Origin of the sequence: Achromobacter ruhlandii (genome assembly GCF_902859695.1) — a bacterium.
GTDB lineage: Bacteria > Pseudomonadota > Gammaproteobacteria > Burkholderiales > Burkholderiaceae_B > Achromobacter > Achromobacter ruhlandii.
This window is the reverse complement of sequence record NZ_CADIJL010000010.1, coordinates 53,490-77,723: the sequence shown is the minus strand read 5'-3', so window position 1 is coordinate 77,723 and position 24,234 is coordinate 53,490. Positions and strand designations below refer to the sequence as shown.

Annotated in this window: 21 protein-coding genes; 8 read left to right on the top strand and 13 right to left on the bottom strand. The window is 67.2% G+C overall.

Annotated features, from left to right (window positions below; genetic code table 11):
* Positions 1–32: 32 nt before the first annotated feature.
* Genes HV742_RS14510 through HV742_RS14495 form a run of 4 tightly spaced genes read right to left on the bottom strand, consistent with a single transcriptional unit; the run spans position 33 to position 3,838 of the window.
* Positions 33–614, bottom strand: coding sequence for a biliverdin-producing heme oxygenase (locus HV742_RS14510; RefSeq protein ID WP_175145786.1), 582 nt, complete (start codon positions 612–614; stop codon positions 33–35).
* Positions 611–1,261, bottom strand: a complete 651-nt coding sequence (locus tag HV742_RS14505; protein ID WP_054418710.1) for a hypothetical protein — start codon at positions 1,259–1,261, stop codon at positions 611–613. Before HV742_RS14505 ends, HV742_RS14510 begins: the two co-directional genes overlap by 4 nt.
* 7 nt (positions 1,262–1,268) lie before the next feature.
* Positions 1,269–1,634 (bottom strand): response regulator, encoded by a 366-nt coding sequence (locus HV742_RS14500; protein ID WP_020926775.1) that lies wholly within the window; start codon positions 1,632–1,634, stop codon positions 1,269–1,271.
* A complete protein-coding gene (locus HV742_RS14495) occupies positions 1,631–3,838 on the bottom strand; it encodes an ATP-binding protein (protein WP_059272271.1) in 2,208 nt (735 codons plus the stop codon). Before HV742_RS14495 ends, HV742_RS14500 begins: the two co-directional genes overlap by 4 nt.
* Before the next feature lie 166 nt (positions 3,839–4,004).
* Between HV742_RS14495 and HV742_RS14490 the strand changes: the two genes are divergently transcribed.
* Positions 4,005–4,532, top strand: coding sequence for a carboxymuconolactone decarboxylase family protein (locus tag HV742_RS14490; RefSeq protein WP_059272269.1), 528 nt, complete (start codon positions 4,005–4,007; stop codon positions 4,530–4,532).
* A 24-nt stretch (positions 4,533–4,556) separates the two neighbouring features.
* Here HV742_RS14490 and tal read toward each other — a convergent pair whose 3' ends face one another.
* Positions 4,557–5,510: a transaldolase gene (tal, locus tag HV742_RS14485; protein ID WP_049077998.1), complete on the bottom strand. Its 954-nt coding sequence runs from the start codon at positions 5,508–5,510 to the stop codon at positions 4,557–4,559.
* Between the two features lie 222 nt (positions 5,511–5,732).
* Between tal and carA the strand changes: the two genes are divergently transcribed.
* The 4 genes from carA to HV742_RS14465 all read left to right on the top strand — a co-directional run bounded on the left by carA (position 5,733) and on the right by HV742_RS14465 (position 11,948).
* Positions 5,733–6,887, top strand: a complete 1,155-nt coding sequence (carA, locus tag HV742_RS14480; RefSeq protein ID WP_049075395.1) for a glutamine-hydrolyzing carbamoyl-phosphate synthase small subunit — start codon at positions 5,733–5,735, stop codon at positions 6,885–6,887.
* 10 nt (positions 6,888–6,897) lie between these two features.
* On the top strand, positions 6,898–10,140 hold the full coding sequence (gene carB, locus HV742_RS14475) for a carbamoyl-phosphate synthase large subunit (protein ID WP_049075393.1): 3,243 nt from the start codon (positions 6,898–6,900) through the stop codon (positions 10,138–10,140).
* A gap of 48 nt (positions 10,141–10,188) precedes the next feature.
* A complete protein-coding gene (gene lpxO, locus HV742_RS14470) occupies positions 10,189–11,085 on the top strand; it encodes a lipid A hydroxylase LpxO (protein ID WP_059272267.1) in 897 nt (298 codons plus the stop codon).
* An 89-nt stretch (positions 11,086–11,174) separates the two neighbouring features.
* Positions 11,175–11,948 (top strand): SDR family oxidoreductase, encoded by a 774-nt coding sequence (locus HV742_RS14465; protein WP_054418702.1) that lies wholly within the window; start codon positions 11,175–11,177, stop codon positions 11,946–11,948.
* A 110-nt stretch (positions 11,949–12,058) separates the two neighbouring features.
* Here HV742_RS14465 and HV742_RS14460 read toward each other — a convergent pair whose 3' ends face one another.
* The 6 genes from HV742_RS14460 to HV742_RS14435 form a co-directional block, all read right to left on the bottom strand.
* Entirely contained in the window at positions 12,059–12,703 is a 645-nt protein-coding gene (locus HV742_RS14460; RefSeq protein ID WP_054418700.1) for a histidine phosphatase family protein, read from the bottom strand.
* A gap of 49 nt (positions 12,704–12,752) precedes the next feature.
* Entirely contained in the window at positions 12,753–13,661 is a 909-nt protein-coding gene (locus HV742_RS14455; RefSeq protein ID WP_006385483.1) for a LysR family transcriptional regulator, read from the bottom strand.
* 24 nt (positions 13,662–13,685) lie between these two features.
* Complete coding sequence (locus tag HV742_RS14450; protein WP_006385482.1) at positions 13,686–14,771, bottom strand: ABC transporter ATP-binding protein; 1,086 nt, start codon at positions 14,769–14,771, stop codon at positions 13,686–13,688.
* Between the two features lie 16 nt (positions 14,772–14,787).
* Entirely contained in the window at positions 14,788–16,497 is a 1,710-nt protein-coding gene (locus HV742_RS14445) for an ABC transporter permease (RefSeq protein WP_059272261.1), read from the bottom strand.
* Between the two features lie 87 nt (positions 16,498–16,584).
* Positions 16,585–17,910 (bottom strand): ABC transporter substrate-binding protein, encoded by a 1,326-nt coding sequence (locus tag HV742_RS14440; protein WP_049075384.1) that lies wholly within the window; start codon positions 17,908–17,910, stop codon positions 16,585–16,587.
* 127 nt (positions 17,911–18,037) lie between these two features.
* Positions 18,038–18,469, bottom strand: a complete 432-nt coding sequence (locus HV742_RS14435; RefSeq protein WP_054418690.1) for a FlxA-like family protein — start codon at positions 18,467–18,469, stop codon at positions 18,038–18,040.
* A 136-nt stretch (positions 18,470–18,605) separates the two neighbouring features.
* Here HV742_RS14435 and HV742_RS14430 point away from each other — a divergent pair, with 136 nt between their 5' ends.
* Positions 18,606–19,916, top strand: a complete 1,311-nt coding sequence (locus HV742_RS14430) for a solute carrier family 23 protein (protein WP_049075381.1) — start codon at positions 18,606–18,608, stop codon at positions 19,914–19,916.
* Between the two features lie 112 nt (positions 19,917–20,028).
* Here the strand turns inward: HV742_RS14430 and HV742_RS14425 are convergent, their stop codons facing one another.
* Positions 20,029–21,648: a methyl-accepting chemotaxis protein gene (locus tag HV742_RS14425; protein WP_175145785.1), complete on the bottom strand. Its 1,620-nt coding sequence runs from the start codon at positions 21,646–21,648 to the stop codon at positions 20,029–20,031.
* 710 nt (positions 21,649–22,358) lie between these two features.
* Here HV742_RS14425 and greA point away from each other — a divergent pair.
* Entirely contained in the window at positions 22,359–22,835 is a 477-nt protein-coding gene (gene greA / locus HV742_RS14420; protein WP_006385475.1) for a transcription elongation factor GreA, read from the top strand.
* Between the two features lie 133 nt (positions 22,836–22,968).
* Here greA and HV742_RS14415 read toward each other — a convergent pair whose 3' ends face one another.
* Entirely contained in the window at positions 22,969–23,571 is a 603-nt protein-coding gene (locus HV742_RS14415) for a YhbY family RNA-binding protein (protein WP_049075379.1), read from the bottom strand.
* Between the two features lie 18 nt (positions 23,572–23,589).
* Here HV742_RS14415 and HV742_RS14410 point away from each other — a divergent pair, with 18 nt between their 5' ends.
* Positions 23,590–24,222, top strand: coding sequence for an RlmE family RNA methyltransferase (locus tag HV742_RS14410; protein ID WP_006385473.1), 633 nt, complete (start codon positions 23,590–23,592; stop codon positions 24,220–24,222).
* The last annotated feature ends 12 nt before the right edge of the window (positions 24,223–24,234 follow it).

Sequence of the window (24,234 nt, the reverse complement as noted above, 5' to 3'; positions counted from 1 at the left end):
TCCTGGAGCCGCGCGCTGGCGCGGTCCGGCGGCTATCGCTGGCCCGGGCTCTGCTGGGCGCCCTGGTCCCGCAGCCAGGCGGCGAGGCTGTCGAACGCGTCGCGCGCGCCTTTCAGCGCCTGCGCTTCCTGTCCTTGCGCCGCCACGTCCAGGTGTTGCAGGAAACCCTTCCACAGTGGCCCGACCTCATCGCCATAGCCGCGCAGGTAGCGCAGCGGCAACGGCGGATCGGCGGCTTCGAGCCGCTTGGCCAGGAAGCGTCCGCCCAGTTGCGAACCCTCGACCACGTAGGCCACGCCCAGCGCATAGGCGTCGGCCGCCCGCGGGCGCGGCGCATCGGGGCATTGCGGAACCGGCGCGCTGTCGCCCGCCGCGCGCAGGTCGGCGCGGATCAGCGCGCTCTTTCCGTCCCGCTCTTCGGCCCGCAGCGCGGCGGGCCAGTCCAGTTGCCACAGCCGGTTTTCCACCGGTTCAAGCCAGCCCAGCATGGCGCGAAGATACGCCACATAGCGGGCCGGACTGACGTTGCCATCGGCCAGCGCCAGCCCCTGATCCAGGGCCTCGTGGCGGTCGCGCGTGCCATCACGCAGGAATTGGTGCACCGGGGAGATCATGCGGGTTCCTTGCCGGAGGCGGCGCGGTGCAACGACCAGCTCTGCGGCTGCCGCTCGAAGCGCCAGCCTGAATCGGCGGCCAGCCATTCGATGTCGCGCGTGTCGAACAGCGCGGGTCCGTCCGGCGCCTGCGCGGGCACGGTGAAGCGGGCATGCCATGCCGATGGGTCGGCCGTGTCGAGCTCCACTTCGGCGCCTTCGGGCAGCCAGGCCACCAGGCACAGCAGCCAGGCCATGAGCAGATAACGACTGCTGAAAGCGGGCAGTTCGAGCGCGCCCGGGTCCTCGGGCCAGCGGACCCGGCGCTTGGACCACATCAATTGCGAGAACAGCAGCTTGCGGCATTCCTTGAGCAGCGTCGCCAGCGGCAGCGTCGCGCCGTTGTCGCTGAACCACTGGTCCAGGTCGCGGATCACGCTGACGCTGTCTTCCAGCATGTCGTTGAGGTCTCCGGCCAGCCGTTCGCAGCGCTGCTGCCGCGCCTGGGCATCCGCGCCTTCCGGCGCGTGACTCAGCATGGCCGCCGCCAAGGTGGCATTCGATAGCGGCGCGATGGCCTCGTGGCGCAGCACCGGGAATATCTGCGCCAGCACCTTCAGCCTTACGCCTTGCGCGGCCAGCGCCTGGGCGGAAATATCGACTTGCATGGCGGTGTCAGCCCGCCTGGCGCAGCACGGTCAGCAGCGCATCGGGGTCGGCGGGCTTTTCGATCCAGCCATCGAACAGGGCGGAGGCGTCTTCGTGCCGTTCATGCCGCGCCAGGCCGCTCAGGGCGTAAATGCGCGATGACACATTGCGTTCGCGCAGCCGGCGGGCCAGCTCGTAGCCGTCCATGTCGGGAAGCAGGATGTCAACCAGCACTGCTTCGGGGGCGAACGTGGCGGCCTGCCGCAGCGCGTCTTCGCCGGTACCCGCGCAGCGCGCCTCCAGGCCGGACAGCGCCAGGAATTCGGCCAGCAGTTCCGAGCCCATTTCATTGTCGTCAACCAGCAGGACGCGTAGGGCACGCTCGTCGTTCAAGGGGTGTCTCCAGATTCGGGGACCTGCGGCGCATCCTGGTCGCGCGGCAGGGTAACGGTGAAAATGACCAGACCGTCGCGGCAGTCGACGGCGATCTCGCCCTGGTGGTCGCGCACCACCTGCTCGGCGATGTACAGGCCGAGCCCGAGGCCGTTGCGGTTGCGCGATTGGCCCAGGGATTCGGGCTTGAAGGGCGAGAACAGGTGCGCCATGACCTCGTCGGGGATTGGCGCGCCATGGTTGGCCACGGTGAGTTCGATGGCGTCGCCACGCGGCATCGCGCTGACGTGGATCGGCATGCGCGGCGCGCCATGCTGGCGGGCGTTGCTCATCAGGTTGGTGACCACCTGGGCGATGCGGTCGGTGTCGGCCGTCAGCACCAGGTCGGGGTGCACGTCCGGCTCGATGAGCAGGCCGGGATAGGCTTGGCGCTTTTCCTCGATCAGGCCGTTCAAAAGGTCGGACAGGCGGCATTCGCGCTTTTCGATGCCGAGCCCCATGCCACCCTGCAGCCGCGAAAGATCCAGCACCTGCGAGATCAGGCGCTGCATGCGTCCGCTGGAATAGCGGATGCGCTCGCCCATGCGGGCGCCGGCGTCGGTCCGCGAAAGCAGCGTGGCCGCCATGGAAATCGATTGCAGCGGATCGCGCAGGTCATGGCCCAGCATCGCCAGCAGCGCGGTGCGGGCGCGGTCGACGTCGGCGGCGCGGCTGGTGGCGATGTGCGACAGCTCGTCGCGCAGGTTGTCGGCCGCCTCGAGTTCGGCCGGCAGCCAGGGCGGGCTGGTGTCGCGCATGACCTCGCGCCAGGCGTCGAACGAGCCGCGCGGGGTCAGGCGCGGCCCCAGGTTGCCCACCGCGTATTGCTTTTCGGGTTTGCCGCCCCACACCACGGTCTCGATCTGTTCGCGCCGCAACCAGATCAGCCAGCCGTTGTTCATCGGGTCGAACTTGCACGCCAGCAGGCCCGCGTAGGGCACCAGGTCGGTCTGCAGCTCGGGATAGTCGCGCGCGATGTGGTTGGTGTGGACGACACGTTGCCCGCTCTGGTCCAGCGCGCACAGGATGCCGGCAAGTTCGCCGCGCGGCGCGATGCCTCCGAACACCGTGACGCTGTTGCCCCACAGGCACAGCGCGGCGTCGTTGGCGATCAGCGAGGCGGGCGTTTCCGGGCCGCCGGAAAGGGCCTGGTGGATGTTTTCGGAATCCGATGCGCGCTCGGTCAGCCGGCTGACCAGCGCGGCATTGCGCCGTGTCTGCGCGGCGCGGTCGTTGCCCTCGATGGTCGCCAGCGCCGCGGACAGCACCTGCGCCAGGGCTTCGCAGGCCAGCCGGGCCGGGTAGGGGACCAGGCGCGGCGAATGGTGGTGGCAGGCGATCATGCCCCAGAGCCTGCCGCCGATCACCAGCGACAGGCTCATGGTGGCGCGCACGCCCATGTTGGCCATGTATTCCAGATGGACCGGCGATACGCTGCGCAGCACCGAGAAGCTCATGTCGAGCGGCGCCTCGATGCCGTCCTGCGCCAGCACCCGCACCGGCTGATACTGGCCGTCGGCGATCTGGCGCAAGGTATTCACGGTGTACAGGCGGCGCGCCTGGGCCGGAATGTCGCCGGCGGGATAGCGGCGCCCGACCCAGTCTTCGAGCGCGGGATCGCCGCGCCGCTCGGCCACGATCTCGCCGCTGTCGTCGGGATGGAAGCGATAGGCCATGACGCGGTCGAAGCCGGTGGCGCGTTGCACCTCCTGCACGGCGCGCTCCAGCAGGCCGGCGATGTCGCGCTGCGCCCGCACGCGCTCGATGCTGCGGTAGATCAGCGCCGGATCGGCGATGCCGGCGTCGTTGCCGCGGCGTTCGAGTTCGATCAGCGTCAGGTCGTCGGTGTTGCGGTGGGCGATGACGTCGTAGGCGTGCCCGTCCAGCGAGATGCTGAGCGGATCGAAGACAGGATCGTCCTGGGACAGCCAGCCCGGCAGGTTCCGCGCCAGGCCCGGCGGCAGCGAAGCCGGATCGCAGCGATAGCCCAATGCGACCGGCATCCCGAGCACCTGCGGCGCGTTTTCGCTGGCGTAGCGCAACACGCCCGCGGCATCGAAGGCGAGCAACGCGCCCAGGGGCTGGATCGCGCCCGGGACGTGAATCGGTTCGCTGTCGCAGTTCGCGAGCGTGACAGGCGGGTGCGACTGGGTGGGCGCATTCATTCTAGGCTTGTCCTGGAGGTGCGCAATGTGTTGTCATTATGTCAAAGTTCTTGCGAATGTGTGCATATGCAGCGTCGGGGATTTTGGCGCGCGCCGCCTCGTCTTTTGGGCGTCCACCATCCCCCTGGCCGTTTGGCGCAAGCGGCCGGATTATTCCGGAGTTTTCATGGCGCGTCTTCCCTACGCCGATCTGTCCCATCCCGAAGCGCGACCCCTGGTCGAGCGCATCGTCGCCGAACGCGGCAGCGTGCTGCACTTGTACCAGATGTTGCTGCACAGCCCGGCCGTGGCCGGCGGCTGGCTCAACTACCTGACCTCGATCCGGCAGTTGTCGACCCTGCCGGGCGACCTCCGCGAATTGGTGATCATGCGAGTGGCGGCGATCAACGGCGCGCCCTACGAGGCCGACCAGCATGCGCCGATCGCGCTGAAAGAGGGCGTGTCGCAAGCCCAGCTGGACGCCTTGTCCGATTGGGAGACCTCGTCCCTCTTCAGCGAGCGCGAACGCGCCGTGCTGGCCTACACCGACGCCATGACGCGCCAGGTGCAGGTGCCCGAGCCGGTGTTCCAGGCGGCGCGCGCCGCCATGGGGTCCGAAAAGCTGATCGTCGAACTCACCGCCACCGTGGCCGCCTACAACATGGTGTCGCGCTTCCTGGAAGCGCTGCAGGTGCATTCGCACGATCACCGTTGACGGCCGCGCGGCCGGGCGGGAACGTCAGGCGCGCTGCGCCTCGATCAGCGCGTCCAGCTTGATGGCGTCGGCCACGAAGGCGCGGATGCCTTCGGCCAGCTTGTCGCTGGCCATGGCGTCGTCATTGAGCTGGGTGCGGAACGCCACTTCATCCGAGGCGATGCGGGCGATATCGCCGGTTACCGCGTCGGCGCGCAGTTGCGCCGGCGCGTCACCCTCGGTCTGCGACAGCTGGGTCAGCAGCTCGGGGCTGATGGTCAGCAGGTCGCAGCCCGACAGGGCCAGGATCTGGCCGACGTTGCGGAAGCTGGCGCCCATGATCTCGGTGGCGATGCCGAAACGCTTGTAGTACTGGTAGATGCGGGTCACCGACTGCACGCCGGGGTCGCGCGCGCCGGCGTGGTCGGCTTCGACCCAATTGGCGCCCGCGGCCTTCTTGTGCCAGTCGTAGATGCGGCCGACGAACGGCGAGATCAACTGCACCTGGGCATCGGCGCAGGCCACCGCCTGCGGCAGCGAGAACAGCAGCGTCAGGTTGCAGCGCACGCCCTCGGCCTGCAGCGCGCGGGCCGCCTGGATGCCTTCCCAGGTGGATGCGATCTTGATCAGCACCCGTTCACGCGGCACGCCGGCGGCTTCGTACAGGGCGATCAGGGCGCGGGCGCGCTCGATGGTGGCGCGGGTGTCGAACGACAGGCGCGCGTCCACTTCGGTCGAGACGCGGCCGGGCACGATGTCCAGGATGGCGCGGCCAAAGGCGACCAGCAGGCGATCCATCAATTCGGGCGTGGGGGCGCCGCGGTGGTCGCGCGCGGTCTTTTCCAGCAGCGGGCGGTAGGCGTCCTGCTGCACGGCCTTCAAAATAAGGGACGGATTTGTGGTGGCGTCGGTGGGACGCAGCGCCTTCATCGCTTCGAAATCGCCGGTGTCGGCGACGACGGTGGTGTGATTGCGCAGGGCGTCAAGTTGGCTGGACATGGACAATACGGCTCGCAGCATCAGGGTTGAAGGTGCTTTAGCGTATCACCGAGCCGCCGACGGCGCTGTCACCGTTGGTAGGCCGGCGGCGGGCCGTGATCGGCCTGGCGCGGCGGCCGAAATCTCCGATCTCAGCCTTATTTGGCGCGGTTCCCCGGGAAAAACGCCCGCTCAAGGTATAATTCCAAGGTTTGATTATCGATTCTAAAACCGGGGTTTACTGTGCTGCCGCAACTCTTTCCCGAGGGGATCAACCGCTTCCCTCCTGCAATTCTGGCTCTGGCGGACGGTACCATTTTTCGAGGCGTGTCGATCGGTGCGCCTGGGCATACCGTTGCCGAAGTGGTGTTCAACACCGCGATGACCGGGTACCAGGAAATTCTCACCGATCCCAGCTATAGCGGCCAGATCGTCACGCTGACCTATCCGCATATCGGCAACACCGGCGTCAACGCCGAGGACGTCGAAGCCAATCGCGTCTACGCCGCCGGCCTGGTGGTGCGCGACTGTCCCGCCCGCGTGTCGAACTTCCGTTCCACGCAATCGCTGCCCGAGTACCTGTCCGAGCAGGGCATCGTCGCCATTTCCGGCATCGACACCCGCAAGCTGACCCGCATCCTGCGTGAAAAGGGCGCCCAGGGCGCCTGCATCTTCGTTGGTTCGGATGCCGACCGCGCCGTCGAACTGGCCCGTGGCTTTGCCGGCATGGCCGGCCAGGACCTGGCCAAGGTCGTGTCCATCAAGGACAGCACCACCTGGACCCAGGGCACCTGGCAACTGGGCGAAGGCTACACCCAGCCCGACCAGTCCAAATTCCATGTCGTCGCCTACGACTTCGGCATCAAGTCCAACATCCTGCGCCTGCTGGCCGACCGTGGCTGCCGCCTGACGCTGGTGCCGGCCCAGACCAGCGCCGAGGACGTCCTCAAGCTCAACCCCGACGGCGTGTTCCTGTCCAACGGCCCCGGCGACCCCGAGCCCTGCGACTACGCCATCGACGCCACCCGCGTGTTCCTGGACAAGAAGCTGCCGGTGTTCGGCATCTGCCTGGGGCACCAGATCATGGGCCTGGCCGTCGGCGGCAAGACGCTCAAGATGAAGACCGGCCACCACGGCGCCAACCACCCGGTGCAGGACCTGGCCTCCAAGCGCGTCTTCATCACCAGCCAGAACCACGGTTTCGCGGTCGATGCGGCCAGCCTGCCGGCCAATGCGCGCGTCACGCACGTCTCGCTGTTCGACGGCACGCTGCAGGGCTTCGAGCTCACCGACCGTCCGGCCTTCTGCTTCCAGGGCCACCCCGAAGCCAGCCCCGGTCCGCACGACATCCTGGAGCTGTTCGACAAGTTCATCAGCCTGATGTCCGGCCAAAAGTAAAGATTGCATCATGCCCAAGCGTACAGACCTAAAAAGCATTCTCATCATCGGCGCCGGCCCCATCATCATCGGGCAGGCCTGCGAATTCGACTATTCCGGCGCGCAAGCGTGCAAGGCGCTCAAGGCCGAGGGTTACCGCACCATCCTGGTGAACAGCAACCCCGCCACGATCATGACGGACCCGGAAACGGCCGACGTCACCTACATCGAGCCCATCACCTGGCAGGCCGTCGAAAAGATCATCGAGCGTGAAAAGCCCGATGCGCTGCTGCCCACCATGGGCGGCCAGACCGCGCTGAACTGCGCGCTCGACCTGGCCCACCACGGCGTGCTGAAAAAGCACAACGTCGAACTGATCGGCGCCAACGAGCACGCCATCGAAAAGGCCGAGGACCGCCAGAAGTTCAAGCAGGCCATGACCGACATCGGCCTGGAATCGGCCAAGTCGGGCGTCGCCCACAGCATGGACGAAGCCTGGGAAGTGCAGCGCCGCATCGCCGCCGAAGTCGGCACCTCGGGCTTCCCCGCCGTGATCCGCCCCAGCTTCACCATGGGCGGCTCGGGCGGCGGCATCGCCTACAACGCCGAAGAATTCGAAACCATCTGCCGCCGCGGCCTGGAAGCCTCGCCCACCAGCGAGCTGCTGATCGAAGAGTCGCTGCTGGGCTGGAAGGAATTCGAGATGGAAGTGGTCCGCGACAAGGCGGACAACTGCATTATCGTCTGCTCCATCGAGAACCTGGACCCCATGGGCGTGCACACCGGTGACTCCATCACCGTGGCGCCGGCCCAGACGCTGACCGACAAGGAATACCAGATCATGCGTAATGCATCGATCGCGGTGTTGCGCGAGATCGGCGTGGACACGGGCGGCTCGAACGTGCAGTTCGCGGTCAACCCCAAGAACGGCCGCATGATCGTCATCGAGATGAACCCGCGCGTGTCGCGTTCGTCGGCGCTGGCGTCCAAGGCCACCGGTTTCCCCATCGCCAAGGTCGCCGCGCGCCTGGCCGTGGGCTACACGCTGGACGAGCTCAAGAACGAAATCACCGGCGGCGCCACGCCCGCCTCGTTCGAACCGTCGATCGACTACGTGGTCACCAAGGTGCCGCGTTTCGCCTTCGAGAAATTCCCCACCGCCGACGCGCGCCTGACCACCCAGATGAAGTCCGTGGGTGAAGTCATGGCCATCGGCCGCACCTTCCAGGAATCGTTCCAGAAGGCGCTGCGCGGCCTGGAAGTCGGCGTCGACGGCCTGAACCAGAAGACCACCGACCGCGAGAAGCTGCAGGTCGAGCTGGGCGAACCCGGTCCGGAACGCATCTGGTACGTGGGCGACGCCTTCGCGCAGGGCTTCACACTGGACGAAGTGCACAACATCACGCACATCGACCCTTGGTTCCTGTCGCAGATCAAGGAAATCGTCGACATCGAGCTGGCGCTCGAACAGAAGACGCTGTCCGACCTGGACCACGCCACCCTGTGGGAACTGAAGCGTCGCGGTTTCTCCGACCGCCGCCTGGCGTTCCTGCTGGACACGGTCGAATCCGAAGTGCGCAAGCTGCGTCACCAGCTGAACGTGCGCCCGGTCTACAAGCGCGTGGACACCTGCGCCGCCGAGTTCGCCACCCGCACGGCCTACATGTACTCGACCTACGAGGAAGAGTGCGAAGCCGCGCCCACCGACCGCAAGAAGATCGTGGTGCTGGGCGGTGGCCCGAACCGCATCGGCCAGGGCATCGAGTTCGACTACTGCTGCGTGCACGCCGCGCTGGCGCTGCGTGACGACGGGTACGAGACCATCATGGTCAACTGCAACCCGGAAACCGTCTCCACCGACTACGACACGTCCGATCGCCTGTACTTCGAGCCGTTGACGCTGGAAGACGTGCTGGAAATCGTCCACAAGGAAAACCCGGTCGGCATGATCGTCCAGTACGGCGGCCAGACCCCGCTGAAGCTGGCGCGCGCGCTGGAAGCCAACGGCGTGCCGATCATCGGCACCAGCCCGGAATCCATCGACATCGCCGAAGACCGCGAGCGTTTCCAGAAGCTGCTGAACAAGCTCGGCCTGCGCCAGCCGCCCAACCGCACGGCCCGCACCGAAGGCGAGGCCCTGGCCCACGCCGCCGAGATCGGCTACCCCCTGGTGGTGCGTCCCAGCTACGTGCTGGGCGGCCGCGCCATGGAAATCGTGCACGAGCAGCAGGACCTCGAACGCTACATGCGCGAGGCCGTGAAGGTCAGCAATGACTCGCCCGTGCTGCTGGACCGCTTCCTGAACAACGCCACCGAAGTCGACGTGGACTGCCTGGCCGACGGCGAAACCGTCTTCATCGGCGGCGTCATGGAACACATCGAGCAGGCCGGCGTGCACTCGGGCGACTCCGCCTGCAGCCTGCCGCCGTACTCGCTGTCGGCCGACGTCATCGCCGAGATCAAGCGCCAGACCGGCATGATGGCCAAGGCCCTGAACGTCAGCGGCCTGATGAACGTGCAGTTCGCCATCCAGGGCGGCGACGTCTACGTGCTGGAAGTGAACCCGCGCGCTTCGCGCACGGTGCCCTACGTGTCCAAGGCCACCGGCCTGCAACTGGCCAAGATCGCCGCGCGCGCCATGGCCGGCCAGACGCTGGCGGCCCAGGGCATCACCCGCGAAGTCGTGCCGCCTTACTTCTCGGTCAAGGAAGCCGTGTTCCCGTTCGTGAAGTTCCCGGGCGTGGACACCATCCTCGGCCCGGAAATGAAGTCGACCGGCGAAGTCATGGGCGTGGGCACCAGCTTCGGCGAAGCCTTCGTCAAGTCGCAGCTGGCCGCCGGTGTGCGCCTGCCGGAATCCGGCACGGCCTTCATCAGCGTCAAGAACCAGGACAAGCCCCGCGCCGTGGAAGTGGCGCGCGGCCTGCACGCCCTGGGCTTCAAGCTGGTGGCCACGCGCGGCACCGCGGCCGAGATCGAAGCGGCGGGCATTCCCGTGCAGCTGGTCAACAAGGTCACGGAAGGCCGTCCGCACATCGTCGACATGGTCAAGAACGGCGAGATCGCGCTGGTCATCAACACTGTCGAAGAGCGTCGCAACGCCATCGCCGACTCGCGTACCATCCGTACGCAGGCGCTGGCCGCGCGCGTGACCTTCTTCACCACCATCGCCGGTGCGCGTGCCGCGGTCGAGGGCATGCAGTACCTGCGTCAAGGCCTCGGCCTGCAGGTGTATCCGCTGCAGGAACTTCACGCGTCGTTGTTGGACAAATAGCGCTTGGACGCGCGGAGGGCGCGTCGCAAGTGAATTGAGGACAAAAGAATGAAGTGGTTCATTCTGGCGTTATTCATCGTATGCGCCACGGTAGTTCACTACCGTGGCCGCGTCCGACACAAGTTCTCGCGGCAGGCGTTGGATCATTCCACGTTCACCGCCCCGCTGAACTGTTTCATGTACGCGTTCTCCAGCGTGCCCAACAAGCCCTATCTCGACCTGGACCAGTTCCCGGAACTGAAGGTCTTGCTGGACCGCTGCGAGGAAATCCGCGCCGAGGCTGTCAATCTGTACGGGGACGGTCACATCAAGGCGTCGGACAAGTACAACGATGCAGGCTTCAACTCGTTCTTCAAGACGGGCTGGAAGCGCTTCTACCTGAAGTGGTACGACGCCGACCATCCGTCGGCCGAGGCCCTCTGTCCGGTCACGACCAAGCTGCTGGCGGGCATCCCGACCATCAAGGCCGCGATGTTCGCCTCGCTGCCCCCGGGCAGCCGCCTGCCGCGCCATCGTGATCCGTACGCCGGTTCGCTGCGTTTCCACATGGGCCTGATCACGCCGAACAGCCCCGACTGCTACATCAACGTCGACGGCCAGGAATACTACTGGCGCGACGGCGAGGCGGTCGTGTTCGACGAGACCTTCATCCATTACGCCGAAAACAAGACCGACCAGAACCGGATCATCCTGTTCGCCGACGTCGAGCGCCCCATGCGTTACCGCTGGGCCCAGGCGTTCAACCGCGTGGTCGGGGGCTTCCTGTTGCGCGCGGCCGCCGCGCCCAACCAGGAAGGCGACGCCACTGGCGGCATCAACCGCATCTTCGGCGCGGTGTATGCCGTGCGCCGCTTCGGCAAGGCGCTCAAGAAAAAGAGCAAGCCGCTGTACTACCTGTCCAAGTGGGCGCTGGTGGCGGCGATCTTCGCGCTGATCTTCCTGTAAGACTCGCGCCGACCTTCCTGTAGCATAGCGGGCGGGGCCTCTCTTGCGAGAGGCTCCGCCTTTTTTCATCCGACCCGGGGCGAGCCTCCATGGACAGAGTATTCATTACCGGCGCCAGCAGCGGACTGGGCCGCGCCCTGGCGCAGCGCTATGCCGCCGCCGGCGCCACGCTCGGCCTGCTGGGCCGGCGCGAGGACGCGCTGCGGGAACTGGCCGCCAGCCTGCCCGGCCAGCACCGCTGCTACGCCGTGGACGTGTGCGACCGCCAGGCGCTGCACGCGGCCGCCCAGGATTTCATCGCATTCTGCCAGGGCCGGGTGGACGTGGTCATCGCCAGCGCCGGCATCAGCGCCGGCACGCTGACCGGGCAGCACGAGGACTACGAGGTCTTCAAGGCCATCGTCGACACCAACCTGCTGGCGACCGTGGCGACCTTCGAGCCGTTCGTCGAGCCGATGCGAGCCGCCGGTGGCGGCCGGCTGGTCGGCATCGCCAGTGTCGCCGGCGTGCGCGGTTTGCCCGGGGCGGGCGCCTACAGCGCCTCCAAGTCGGCGGTGGTGACCTACTGCGAGAGCCTGCGGTTGGAGCTATGGGGCGACGGCATCCGCGTCGTCACCATCGCGCCGGGCTACATCAAGACCGCGATGACGGCCCACAATCCGTACAAGATGCCGTTCCTGATGGAGGCCGACACGTTCGCGCAGCGCGCCCATGCGGCCATCGGGCGCGCCACGTCGTACACGGTGATCCCGTGGCAGATGGGCGTGGTGGCGAAACTGATGCGCCTGCTGCCCAACGCGCTCTACGACCGGCTGGCGCGCAACGCGCCGCGCAAGCCGCGCAAGGCGGATACGGCGGGATGAGCCCGCGTGCCGGGGGGGGGCGGTCCGCCGGCGGTGCAGAGAGCGAGCGCCGGCGGGCGCAGGCCGGGCGGCAGCAGCTCGGGCGTCCGGCTTGCGCCGGACGCCGGTCATCACGGTACGACGTCGTTGCCGACTTCAGTGTCCACGTGGCCCACGTCGCCCCAATCCAGCACTTCCCACTGCCGGCCGCGCACGCCGACGCGGTTGATGCTGACGTTCAGCAGCGCCGCGTCGCGCGGCGCGTTCAGCGGCACGCCGCTGGCATGGCGCCAGATGATGTCCAGCACGCCGCCGTGGGTGAACATCAGGATGCGCTCGCCGATGTGGCGGCTGGCCACGTCGTCGACCGTCGCAATGACGCGCGACTGGAACTGGCCCAGCGTCTCGCCGCCGTCCAGCGGGCGCAGCGGATCGCGGCTGCGCCAGGCGGCCGCCGCTTCCGGCGCCAGCACATCGATGCGGTCCAGGTCCAGCCCTTCGAGCACGCCGAAGCCGCGCTCGCGGATGCCGGGCTCGATCCGCACGCGCAGGTCCAGTTGTTCCGATACCGGCGTGGCGGTGGCGTGGGCGCGCTGCAGGTCGCTGCTGTAGATGGCGTCGATCGGCGTGTTGCGCGCGTCTTCGCGCAGGCGCGAGGCCAGCAGGCCGGCCTGGTTGCGGCCAAATTCGTTCAAGGGGATGTCTTGCCAGCCCTGCAGGCGGCGCTGGCGGTTCCAGTCGGTTTCGCCGTGGCGGATGAACCAGATTTCAGTCATTGCGGTGTCGATAGGGTGGGGAAGGGCGCGGGTGGCGGACCGACCCGGCTCAGAGCGGCTCGGGCGCGACGGGCGCGCGCGGCTTCCAGATGGCTTGAATCACCGAGCTTAACGCGACCAGCGCGGGCTCGCTAGCGCGTTCGTAGGGCAGGATGAAGCCGAGCGTGGCGTCGGCGCGCGCCTGGCCCCACACCATGAAATCGCCCGAGGCCGCGCCGGCCAGCGCGGTCTCCTCGCGCAGCAGCGCGCAACCGGCGCCGGCCCGCACCAGCGCCTCCAGGTTGGCCTGGTCGTCGTTCTGCATGGCGATGCGTGGCGACAGGCCGTGGCGCTCGAACATGTCGCGCAACAGCAGGTGGGTGTGGCTGCCGGCGGGGCCGTCCAGCCACGGCAATTGCGCCACCTCGCGCCAGCCGCCGCGCTTGAGCACGGCGGCGTGTTCGGTCGGCAGCGCGATGCGGTAGCGCACGCTGCGCAGCGGCAGCCACAGAACGCCGCGCGGCGGGTGCGCGGCAATGGTCAGCGCCGCCGGCAGCCGGCCGGTGCTGACCTGCTCGGCCAGCACGGCGGTGGGCTGGATCTGCGTCTTCAACTCGATCAGGGGCAGCCGTTGCGTGATGGCCGCCGCCAGCTCGCCCAGCCGCAGGAAGTCGGGCTTTTCGCTGGGCAGGCCCAGTTCCACCACGCCTTGCAGGCTGCCCTGCAGCTGTTGGGCCTCCGATTTGAATTGCGCGCCCAGCACCAGCAGCGATTCGGCGGTGGGCAGCAGCATCTCGCCGGCCTTGGCCAGCGCCAGGCGTCCGCCGCTGCGGTCGAACAGCGCCACGCCCAGGCTCTGTTCCAGCGCCTTGATCTGCGCGGTGACGGCAGGCTGGGTCAGCGACAGCGCTTCGGCGGCCCGCGTCAGGTTGCCCAGGCGGGCAACCGTGACGAAGGCGCGGATCTGATAGATTTCCATGCCGCCTTTGTAGGGGAAGCGGGCTCAGGCGGCAAGCAGCCGTACTTGCGTCGGCTCCAACCCGATCGACACCGGCGCGCCCACCGGGAACGGCGACAGTCCCGCCAGGTGCGACTGGTCGGCCGTCAGGCGCTGTTCGCCGATCTGCACCTGGTAGCGAGTGAATTCGCCCAGGAACTCGCTGCTTTCCACCACGCCCGGCAGCCACACGTAGCGCGCGTCGCCCAGTCCGTCGGCCATCTCGATCTGCACCGTGTGCGGCCGGAAGCTCGCCGCCAGCCGCTGCGCCGCCGGCGCTTCGGCCGCCAGTGGCAGGTGCAGGTCGCCCACGCCTTCCACCGCCAGCACCACGCTGCCGCTGGTGCGCTCGCGCACCTCGCCCTCCAGCACGTTCATGGTGCCGACGAAGTTGGCCACGAAGCGGTTCACCGGATAGTCGAACAGCGTGCTGGGCGCGCCGATCTGCTGCACCACGCCGTGGTCCAGCACCGCCATGCGGTCGGCGGTGGTCATGGCTTCTTCCTGGTCATGGGTGACGAAGATGGTGGTGATGCCCAGCCGCCGCTGCAGGCTCAGCAGGTCCTGGCGCATCTGCACCCGCAGCTTCTTGTCCAGGTTGGACAGCGGTTCGTCCAGTAGCAGCACCTGCGGCTCGATCACGATGGTGCGCGCCAGCGCCACGCGCTGCTGCTGGCCGCCGGACAGCTGGTTGGGGCGCCGGCGTGCGTACTGCGACAGCCCCACCAGCTCCAGCGCGGCCTCGACCTTGGCGCGGATCTGCTCGCGCGGCAGCTTGCGCTCGACCAGCCCGAACGCCACGTTGTCCCACACCGTCATGTGCGGCCACAGCGCGTAGTTCTGGAACACCATGCCGATATTGCGGTCCCATGGCGGGATGGCGCTGATGTCCTTGCCATCCACCAGCAACTGGCCGGCGTCCTGCCGGTTGAAGCCCGCGATCAGGCGCAGCAGGGTGGACTTGCCCGAGCCCGACGGCCCCAGCAGGGCGAAGAACTCGCCCGGCTCGATGTGGATGTTGACGTCCTTGAGCACTTCCGTCTTGCCATACGAGAGCCGGATGTTGCGGCATTCAACGCTGACTTTCTTCATGTCGATTCCCCTTGATTCAGGCCGTCTCGTCGTGACGCGCCGGGCGCTGGCGCGCCTGGGCGCGTTCCACCAGCAGGTGCGAGACATACGTGCCGACCGCGACCGCGGCCACCGCCAGCACGCCCAGCGCGGCGCCCGGACCCCGGCCGGCCGCGCTCTGCATGTACAGATAGATGCCATAGCTCATCGGCGCCTGGCTGTCCTTGGTGACCAGCATGATGGTGGCCGACAGCTCCACCGCCGCCGTCACGAAGCTGGTCACGAAGCCGGCCAGCATGCCCCCGGCCATCAATGGCACCACCACGCGCCGGATGGTGCGCATCCGGGTCGCGCCCAGCGATTGCGCCGCTTCCTCCAGCGATACGTTGATCTGCTGCAGCGCGGCCACGCACGAGCGCAAGGCGTAGGGCAGCCGCCGCACCGAATAGGCGATCATGATGAGGATCCACGACGAGGTCAGCAGCGTGCCGGTGCCCGGGATCTCCACCCCGCGGAATGTGCGCAGCAATCCGATCGCCAGCACGATGCCCGGGATCGCCAGCGCCGCCGAGGCCAGGAAATCCAGCCACTGGCGCGCCGGCAGCCGGGTGCGCAGCATCAGGTAGGCGATGGCGGTGCCCAGGATCACGTCCACGCCCGCCGCCAGGCCGCAATAGAGCAGGGTGTTGGCGATCATGCCCTGCGATTCGCTGAACACCGCGCTGTAGTGCGCCAGCGTGTAGCCGTCCGGCAGCGGCGCGAAGCTCCAGACGCTCGCCAGGGACAGCAGCAGCACGCCCATGTGCGGCGACAACACCAGCAGCAGCACCAGGATGATCCAGCCATAGGCCAGCACGCTTTCGGCCGGGCGCAGCTTGCGCTTCTGGATCGAGTTGCCGCCCTTTTGCAGCGTGGAGTAGTCGCGGCCCTTGAGCACCCGCGCCGACAGCCACAGCGCCAGGATCGAGAAGGCGATCATGATGACGCTGATGACGTAGCCCAGCGGATCCTCCAGCCCCACCTGGGTGATGCGCAGGTAGGCCTGCGGCGCCAGCATGTTGGTGGTGCCCAGCACCAGCGGCGTGCCGAGGTCGTCGAACACCTTGACGAACACCAGCGAGGTGCCGGCCACGTAGCCCGGCAGCGCCAGCGGGAAGATCACGCGGCGGAACAGCCGGAAACCGCGCGCGCCCAGGTTGAAGGCCGCTTCCTCCATGGCGCCGTCGATGTTGCGCAGCGCCACCACCAGGTTCATCAGGATGAACGGGAAGTAGTGCAGCGCCTCGACGAAGATGACGCCGTTCAGGCCTTCCATGAACGGGATGGTGAAGCCGAACCAGTCGTTCAGCAGCAGGTTGACGCTGCCCGAGCGGCCGAAGATGAGCTGCATCGCCACCGCGCCGACGAAGGGCGGCATGATCAGTGGCAGCACCCCCAGCGTCTGGATGATGAGCGCGCCGCGGAAATCAAAGCGCACCGTGAAGTACGCCAGCGGCACCGCGATCAGCGAGGCCAGCAGCGCCGACCAGCCCGCCACGTAGAGGCTGTTGAAGAATGCCTCTAGCATCAGCGGCTGGTTGAAGAACGCGCCGAAGTGGCCGATGGTAAAACCGCCGTCGGCGTTGACGAAGGCGCTGTAGAACACCGTGCCCACCGGCACGGCCAGGAACAGCGCCAGGAAACCCAGCACCAGGAGCGCGGCCAGCACGGGGCCGGCGGGCAGGCGTGAATGGCCCGGAAGATTCATCGAGATTCCCGTAGTGGTTCAAGACAGGCCGCCCGCGGCGGGGCGGCGGCCGGACGGGGCGAGCCCCCCGTCCGGCGCGAGCCGGGCTCAGAGCGCCGCGGCTTCCCGCGCCAGCTTCACGGCCTGCTCATAATTGCTCTTGGCCGTGCCGTTCCATTCGCCTTCCAGCTTGGTGATCTGCTGGTTGACCGCGGCGTCCTTCTTGTTGCCGCTGAAGATCTTCAGGAACTCGGGATCGGCGGCCTGCTTGCCGTCCACCAGCGGCGCCCAGGCCAGCTTGCGGGCCTGCGCCAGCAGTTCGGCCGGCTTGCCGCTCTTGCCCTTGTCGCCGAGCTTGGCCTCGGCGTCGTAGATCGCCTTGGTCGCCGCCTGCAGTTCCTTCAGGCGGAACGTGACGGTCTGGTCGTACAGCGACTGCACCACGTAATAGCGCGTCTGCGACAGGTCGGCGTTGAACTGCACCTTGCTGCGGCGCGCGATCTCGGCCGGATCCGGATAACCCTGCGGCACCTTGCCGCCCAGCGCCGAATACGGCAGCACCGGCAGGCGCGATATCTTCGGCTCCAGCAGCAGTTCCTGGCCCGCCTGGCTGAGCGTGAAGGCGATGAACTTCTTGCCTTCCTCGGTGTTCTTGGCGCCGTCGATCAGCGCGATGTTGGCCGGCACGATGGCGGTCTCGGAGGGATAGACGAATTCCACCGGGAACTTCGAGTATTTGCTCGACAGGCCGAAGAAGTCGATCACCGGACCCGCGCCGAACTGGCCGTTGTTGACGCCGTCCGGCACGCCGAACGAACGCTCGGTGACGGCGCTGCTGTTGCCCGACATGCGCAGCAGGGTGTTCCAGCCGTCGTCCCAGCCTTCGCCCTGCAGGATGGTCTCGACCGTCAGGTGCATGGTGCCCGAGCGCGAGGGCGAGGTGATGCCGACGTGGCCGAACCAGTGCGGCGCCAGCAGGTCCTTCCATTCGACCGGCGCGGGGATCTTGTGCGCCGCGATGTAGCGCGTGTTGTAGACGATGCCGTAGCCGGCCAGCGCCTGGCCCAGGTACATGCCGCCCGGGTCGTTGATGGGGTAGTTGCCGATCTTGTCCGGCACGTCCTTGTTGGCGACGTCCGAGGACTTGGCCAGCAGCTTGTCGCGGCCCAGCACCTCGAAGGCGTCCGGGGCGCTGGCCCAGAACACTTCCGGGCGCTGGCCGGCCGGCGTCTCGCGCACGTAGGCGATGCCGGACACGGTGTTCTTGTTGAGGATTTCCAGCGTGATGCCGGGGTTGGCCTTCTCGAACGCGGTCTTGTAGGCCTGGGTCAAATCTTTCGGGAACGACGTGATCACCGTGACGGTGCCCGCCAGGGCGGGGGCGGCGCAGGCGGCCAGCAGCGCCCCTGCAAGGGCTGTGCGCATTGCATGCATGGTTTGTCTCCGTGGTTTTTCGATTTGTCCGGAGACCTTAGCGGCTGCGTGCGCCGCCAGTCCAATCACAAATTTTGATGCGCGCCATCAGTGTGGCGGGCATTCGGGAGAACCCGCGGGAAGGAAGCTAGGCCGTGGCCGAGACGCCGCCGTTGGCCTTGGCCATCGCCTTGATCTTCTCGGTCATCACCTTCTGGATCTGGCCCATGATCTGCTGCGCCTGTCCGTTCAACGCCTGCAGCTGGGTGGCTTTCTGTTCCGCCGACGCATTGCTGTCGCGCACGCGTGCGATCTGCTCCATGACGCGCTTGAGCTGGCGTTGCAGTTCCTTGATCACCTGGGTGTAATAGTCGTCGTTTCCGGACGATTCGGTTTCCTCGGCCTGGCCCACCTTCTTGGCGCCCGCGCTGTTGACGCGGATCTTGCCGTCTGGCGTGACGCTGACGCCCGGGTCGCCGGCCTTGGCGTCCTTGGCTTCCTTGTTGGCCTGGATCTTCTGTGCCCACAGGTCGGCCATGCTGCCGATGCGCGAGGTGCCGCTGATGGAATCGATGGCCATGGAGGTCTCCGGGGGGGCGAAGGATTGAATGGGGGTTTCCACTAGTACGGCATTCCGGCCAGGAACTTAAGTTGCCGCCCCTTCCCGGCCCCCTTTACACTGGCGCCCGCTCACACCAATCACTCCCGGGGATTCCATGTCCAATTCCTATTTTCCGCGCTGGCGCCTGGCGGACGACGCCGAGCCCGGCGTCATCATTGCGCCCGACGAACGGCTGTCCTGGCCCAAGAACGTGGCCATGGGCGCCCAGCACGTGGTGGCGATGTTCGGCTCCACCGTGCTGGCGCCGCTGCTGATGGGCTTCGACCCCAACGTCGCCATCCTGATGTCGGGCATCGGCACCCTGATCTTCTTCCTGTTCGTGGGCGGCCGCGTGCCCAGCTACCTGGGCTCCAGCTTCGCCTTCATCGGCGGCGTCATCGCCGTCACCGGCTATGCCGGCGGCGGGGCCAACGCCAACATCGGCGTGGCGCTGGGCGCCATCATTGCCTGCGGCTTGGCCTACACCCTGATCGGCGTCCTGGTCTGGATCGCCAATGGCCGCGCCGGCGGCGGCGCCAACTGGATCGACGCCCTGATGCCGCCGGTGGTGACCGGCGCGGTGGTCGCGGTGATCGGCCTGAACCTGGCGCCCATCGCCGCCAAGGGCGCCATGGGCGCCTCGGGCTTCGACAGCGCCATGGCGATCGTCACCATCCTGTGCGTGGGCGGCATCGCCGTCTACACCAAGGGCATGGTGCAGCGCCTGCTGATCCTGGTCGGCCTGATCCTGGCCTGCGTGGTGTATGCGATCTTCGCCAACGGCATGGGCCTGGGCAAGCCGATGGATTTCTCGGCCGTGTCGGCCGCCGCCTGGTTCGGGCTGCCGCACTTCGCCGCGCCGGTCTTCAAGGCCGAAGCCATGGGCCTGATCGTGCCGGTGGCCATCATCCTGGTCGCCGAGAACCTGGGCCACGTCAAGGCGGTCAGCGCCATGACCGGCCAGGACCTGGACCGCTACCTGGGCCGCGCCTTCGTCGGCGACGGCGTGGCCACCATGGTCTCGGGCGCGGTGGGCGGCACCGGCGTCACCACCTACGCCGAGAACATCGGCGTGATGGCGGTGACCCGCATCTATTCGACGCTGGTGTTCGTGATCGCCGCGCTGATCGCCATCGTGCTGGGCTTCTCGCCCAAGTTCGGCGCGCTGATCCAGACCATTCCCGCGCCTGTGCTGGGCGGCATGTCGGTGGTGGTCTTCGGCCTGATCGCCATTGCCGGGGCCCGCATCTGGGTCGTCAATCAGGTCGACTTCAGCGACAACCGCAACCTGATCGTGGCCGCGGTCACGCTGGTGCTGGGCGCGGGCGACTTCACCGTCAAGCTGGGCAACTTCACGCTGGGCGGCATCGGCACCGCGACCTTCGGCGCCATCATCCTGTACGCACTGCTGCGCCGCAAGAAATAGGGCGGGGCGGTTGTCCTGCCAGGCGCCCGTCCCATGGGCGCCGCGCCCGGCCCGCGGCGGCCGGCCGCGAGGCGGCAGCCTTCGCTGGCCGGGCGCGACTGGCCGGCGCCGCTCAGGACCGCGACAGCCGCGACGCCGGCGTCCGGCCGCCCACCTGCACCGGGGCCGCCTCGATCACCTGGCCCGACTGGGTCTTGAAGACCGCGGTTGCCTCCGCCAGGCGCCGGGCCTGATCCTCCATCGCCGACGCGGCCGCCGAGGCCTGCTCCACCAGCGCGGCGTTCTGCTGCGTCACCTCGTCCATCTGCGATACCGCCAGGCTGACCTGGTCGATGCCGCCGGCCTGTTGCGCCGAGGCCGCCGAGATTTCACCCATGATGTCGGCCACGCGCTGCACCGAGGTCACGATTTCGTCCATGGTCTGTCCGGCGGCCGCGACCTGCGATGAGCCGGCCGCGACCGTATCGACCGAGGTTTCGATCAGCGCCTTGATCTCTTTGGCCGCCTGCGCGGCGCGCTGCGCCAGCGTGCGCACCTCGCCGGCCACCACGGCGAAGCCCTTGCCCTGTTCGCCGGCCCGGGCCGCCTCCACAGCGGCGTTCAACGCCAGGATGTTGGTCTGGAAGGCGATGCCGTCGATCACCGAGACAATCTCGGCGATTCGGCGTGAACTGTCCGAAATGCCTTGCATGGTGGCCACCACCTGGCCGACGGTGTGGCCGCCGCGCTGCGCCACCTCCATGCTCACCGCCGCCAGCTGATTGGCCTGGGCGGCGTTCTCCGCGTTCTGCTTGACCGTGGCGGCCAGCTCTTCCATGGTCGAGGCGGTCTCTTCGAGCGCGGCCGCCTGTTCCTCGGTGCGGGTCGACAGATTGGCGTTGCCGGCCGCGATCTCGGCCGCGCCGACGTTGATTTCGTCGACGCCCTGGCGCACCGTGGTCACCGTGCGGGTCAGGCCCTCCTGCATGCGCCGTACCGCCGAGAACAGCGTGCCGATCTCGTTATTGGAGCGCGCTTCCACGCGCTGCGTCAGGTCGCCGGCGGCGATGCGGTCGAAATGCCGGCCCGCGTCCTGCAGCGGCAGCAGCACGCCGCGGCGGATGAAGGCCCAGCACGCCACCGCCAGCAGCAGCGCCACCGACAGCAGCGTGATGGCCGAGATGCGGGCGGTCGAATAGGTGGTCTGCGAGCGCTCCAGCACGCTGTCGCTGCGTTCCTGGACTCGCGCCAGGAACACCTGCATGTCCTTGGCGAACTCGGCATCGGCCTGGCGCACCCGCGCTTCGTTCTGCTGGTAGCGCGCCACCGAGCGCTCCTTGAGCGCCGCGCCCAGTTCGTCCAGCGCGGCGGCGTAGGCGGTGAAGCGGCCCTGCAGGACCCTCGCCAGCTCCTGGCCGCGCTCGCTCTTGGGCACCGCCATGTAGCGGTCGAAGCGCTCGCGGGCCAGTTTCAGCTGCTCGGCGGCCGCGGCTTGCGCGCTGGCCGCCTGATCGTTGGCGCCGGCCTGCAGGTCGGCGATGCCCGTGCCCAGCGACAGCCGGGTATGCAGCAGCGCGGCATTGGATTCATAAAGCGGATCGACCTGATGCACGGCCACATTATTCAGGTCCTCGATTTCCCGGACGCTGTTTTCGGCATTCATCCAGCTCAAACCGCAGGCCAGTGCCAGGGTAATGACAAAACAGGCCAGCACCAGCATCATGCCCGTACGGACTTTCAGTTTTTCCAGCATGGGATCTCCCGGTCTTGAACGCGCTCCGCCACAGGCGCGGACCCTTGCCCGCGGGCGCTGCGACAGAGGGACGGACGTCGAGCCGGATGACTGCGATGCGCCCGCCAAACCTGCAACACGCACAATCAATCGCGATACGCGGTGGCCGGAAAATGGCCGGCCCGCGCATCCCCTCGCTAAAAACAGAAAATGCCGGCGCATACCGGCATGTATTTAATTGTTATTAATGGGCCAGTTTGTCGGTTATACCTTTTTTATTGAATACGACCTGCCGTTTTTACATGTGGCCCCTGGATAATCCCCCGTGACCGGGTTTATCCCTACCGTCGAGTATCTTTTATGCAACGCCGGGCGGGGGCGCGCAAACGACGGGTTCTAGCGGGTTACGGCGGCGAAATGCGCCGAAAACGCCGGTTTCTCCGGTGGCTTGCAATTCCGGCGGACTTTGACCACAATATGACCTTGATTGCCCCGGTTCCGACCCGAGCCGGGGTTTTGTTTTGGTCGCAGCTTGCCGCATTCGTCCGGCGGGCCGGCCCGAGCGGGCGCAAGGGGATCCATCGGGTTCAGCTTTGCCCGCCCCTGGCCGTTCCGTTCCTGGCGATGCCCGTCACGAGTCCGCTTCCGACGGCGCCCATGCGTCAGGTCCAAGACCTTCACACCGAGAACGCTCCGTCGGGGGCGTTTTCTACTTTTGTTTGGGAAACGACATGTCTGCCATTCCTTTGACCGTGCGCGGGGCCGAGCGCTTGCAAGAAGAGCTCCAGCGGCTGAAAACCGTGGAACGTCCCGCCGTCATCAACGCTATCGCCGAAGCGCGCGCGCAGGGCGATCTGTCGGAGAACGCCGAGTACGATGCGGCTCGCGAGCGCCAGGGTTTCATCGAAGGCCGGATCGCCGAGCTCGAGGGCACGCTTTCCAATGCCCACCTGATCGATCCGACCTCGCTCGAGGCCGAAGGTCGCGCCGTGTTCGGTGCCACCGTCGACATCGAAGACCTGGATTCGGGCGATCGCGTGACGTACCAGATCGTCGGCGACGTCGAAGCCGACATCAAGTCGAACCTGATCTCCGTGTCGAGCCCCGTGGCCCGCGCGCTGATCGGCAAGAGCGAAGGCGATGTGGTCGAGGTCAAGGCCCCGGCCGGCGTTCGCGAATATGAAGTACTGAGCGTGCGTTACATCTGACGCCGGCTCTGAGCGGTAAAATCAGCAAAACACCCTAGCCCGCGCCGGGTATCCGGTACGGCAACACTGCGGAACGCTATGGTGGATCGGGCGCGTAAAGCGCCCGTTTTTGTGCCCGGCGGAACTGTCCGGACTACCTTTTGGGCGACGACTTGCGGCTGGTGCCGCTGCGTGCCCCGGCGCGCAGGCTCAGCGCGCTGCCGGCGCGGCGCGGGATGCCGTGGCTGCCGGAGGCGGTCTTCTTGTTGCTGGGACGCATCGGCTTGCCGTTCTTGTTGAGCTGGTCCTGCGGCACGAATCGGGTTTTCGGCTTGGGCTCTTCCGTTTCGGAACGGCGCGGACGCTTGGCCAGGGTCTTGCCTTCGGCGGCCAGCTTCTTGGGCGTATGCGGCTCGGAGGCGCGGCGCTTGGCGGGACGTTCCGGCTCAAGGGCAGCCAGCACGGGCGGCTTGATGTTGCCGGCCAGCGGGCGGAACAGGATCAGGGTCTTGCCCAGGTGGTGCACCGGGGCGCAGGACAGGGTGTCGCAGATGGTCGAGAGCATGGCCTCGCGGGCCTCGCGATCGTCGCCGCCGGCCCGGACCTTGATCAGGCCGTGGGAAGTGAGTGCCAGGTCGATTTCCTTGAGCACGGCTTCGGTCAGGCCGTTGTCGCCGATCAGGACGACGGGGCGCAGAGGGTGAGCGGCGGACCGAAGGTCGCTGCGCTCACGAGAGGTAAGTTCTAATATAGGCATGCGTGGAATTGTACGGTAATGGCCAAGAATAAATTCTCCAAAGACTGGATTCACCAGCACATCAACGATCCCTATGTGAAGATGGCGCAACAGAAGGGCTACCGGGCCCGCGCCGCCTTCAAGCTGATCGAGATTCTCGACACCGAGAAGCTGCTGCGGCGTGGCGACCTGGTCGTCGACCTGGGCTCGGCCCCCGGCAGCTGGTCGCAGGTGGCGCGCGAGCGCCTGGCGGGTCCGGGCGGCGTGGTGGACGGGCGCATCATCGCCCTGGACATGCTGCCCATGGAGCCCGTGGCGGGCGTCGAATTCATCCAGGGCGACTTCCGCGAGGATGACATTTTGAAACAACTGGAAGACATGGTCGGATCGCGCGCGGTGGACCTTGTAATCTCCGACATGGCCCCCAACTTGTCAGGCGTGGGTATCGCCGACGCCGCGCGCATCCAGCACGTGTGCGAGCTGGCGATGGAGTTTTCCCTCGCCCACCTCAAGCCCAACGGGGCGCTGATCGTCAAGGCATTCCACGGGACCGGCTTTTCGCAGATCGTGGAGTCCTACAAACAGCACTTCAAGCGGGTGGTCGAGCGCAAGCCGAAGGCATCGCGGGACAAGTCCTCCGAAACCTTTCTGGTTGCCCGCGATCTGAAATAACCCGCGCCGGGG

Coding starts and splice junctions, on each gene's coding strand:
- HV742_RS14510 (WP_175145786.1), bottom strand. CDS start 614: ATGATCTCCCCGGTGCACCAATTCCTGCGTGATGGCACGCGCGACCGC.
- HV742_RS14505 (WP_054418710.1), bottom strand. CDS start 1,261: ATGCAAGTCGATATTTCCGCCCAGGCGCTGGCCGCGCAAGGCGTAAGG.
- HV742_RS14495 (WP_059272271.1), bottom strand. CDS start 3,838: ATGAATGCGCCCACCCAGTCGCACCCGCCTGTCACGCTCGCGAACTGC.
- HV742_RS14490 (WP_059272269.1), top strand. CDS start 4,005: ATGGCGCGTCTTCCCTACGCCGATCTGTCCCATCCCGAAGCGCGACCC.
- tal (WP_049077998.1), bottom strand. CDS start 5,510: ATGTCCAGCCAACTTGACGCCCTGCGCAATCACACCACCGTCGTCGCC.
- carB (WP_049075393.1), top strand. CDS start 6,898: ATGCCCAAGCGTACAGACCTAAAAAGCATTCTCATCATCGGCGCCGGC.
- lpxO (WP_059272267.1), top strand. CDS start 10,189: ATGAAGTGGTTCATTCTGGCGTTATTCATCGTATGCGCCACGGTAGTT.
- HV742_RS14465 (WP_054418702.1), top strand. CDS start 11,175: ATGGACAGAGTATTCATTACCGGCGCCAGCAGCGGACTGGGCCGCGCC.
- HV742_RS14460 (WP_054418700.1), bottom strand. CDS start 12,703: ATGACTGAAATCTGGTTCATCCGCCACGGCGAAACCGACTGGAACCGC.
- HV742_RS14455 (WP_006385483.1), bottom strand. CDS start 13,661: ATGGAAATCTATCAGATCCGCGCCTTCGTCACGGTTGCCCGCCTGGGC.
- HV742_RS14450 (WP_006385482.1), bottom strand. CDS start 14,771: ATGAAGAAAGTCAGCGTTGAATGCCGCAACATCCGGCTCTCGTATGGC.
- HV742_RS14445 (WP_059272261.1), bottom strand. CDS start 16,497: ATGAATCTTCCGGGCCATTCACGCCTGCCCGCCGGCCCCGTGCTGGCC.
- HV742_RS14440 (WP_049075384.1), bottom strand. CDS start 17,910: ATGCATGCAATGCGCACAGCCCTTGCAGGGGCGCTGCTGGCCGCCTGC.
- HV742_RS14435 (WP_054418690.1), bottom strand. CDS start 18,469: ATGGCCATCGATTCCATCAGCGGCACCTCGCGCATCGGCAGCATGGCC.
- HV742_RS14430 (WP_049075381.1), top strand. CDS start 18,606: ATGTCCAATTCCTATTTTCCGCGCTGGCGCCTGGCGGACGACGCCGAG.
- HV742_RS14425 (WP_175145785.1), bottom strand. CDS start 21,648: ATGCTGGAAAAACTGAAAGTCCGTACGGGCATGATGCTGGTGCTGGCC.
- greA (WP_006385475.1), top strand. CDS start 22,359: ATGTCTGCCATTCCTTTGACCGTGCGCGGGGCCGAGCGCTTGCAAGAA.
- HV742_RS14415 (WP_049075379.1), bottom strand. CDS start 23,571: ATGCCTATATTAGAACTTACCTCTCGTGAGCGCAGCGACCTTCGGTCC.
- HV742_RS14410 (WP_006385473.1), top strand. CDS start 23,590: ATGGCCAAGAATAAATTCTCCAAAGACTGGATTCACCAGCACATCAAC.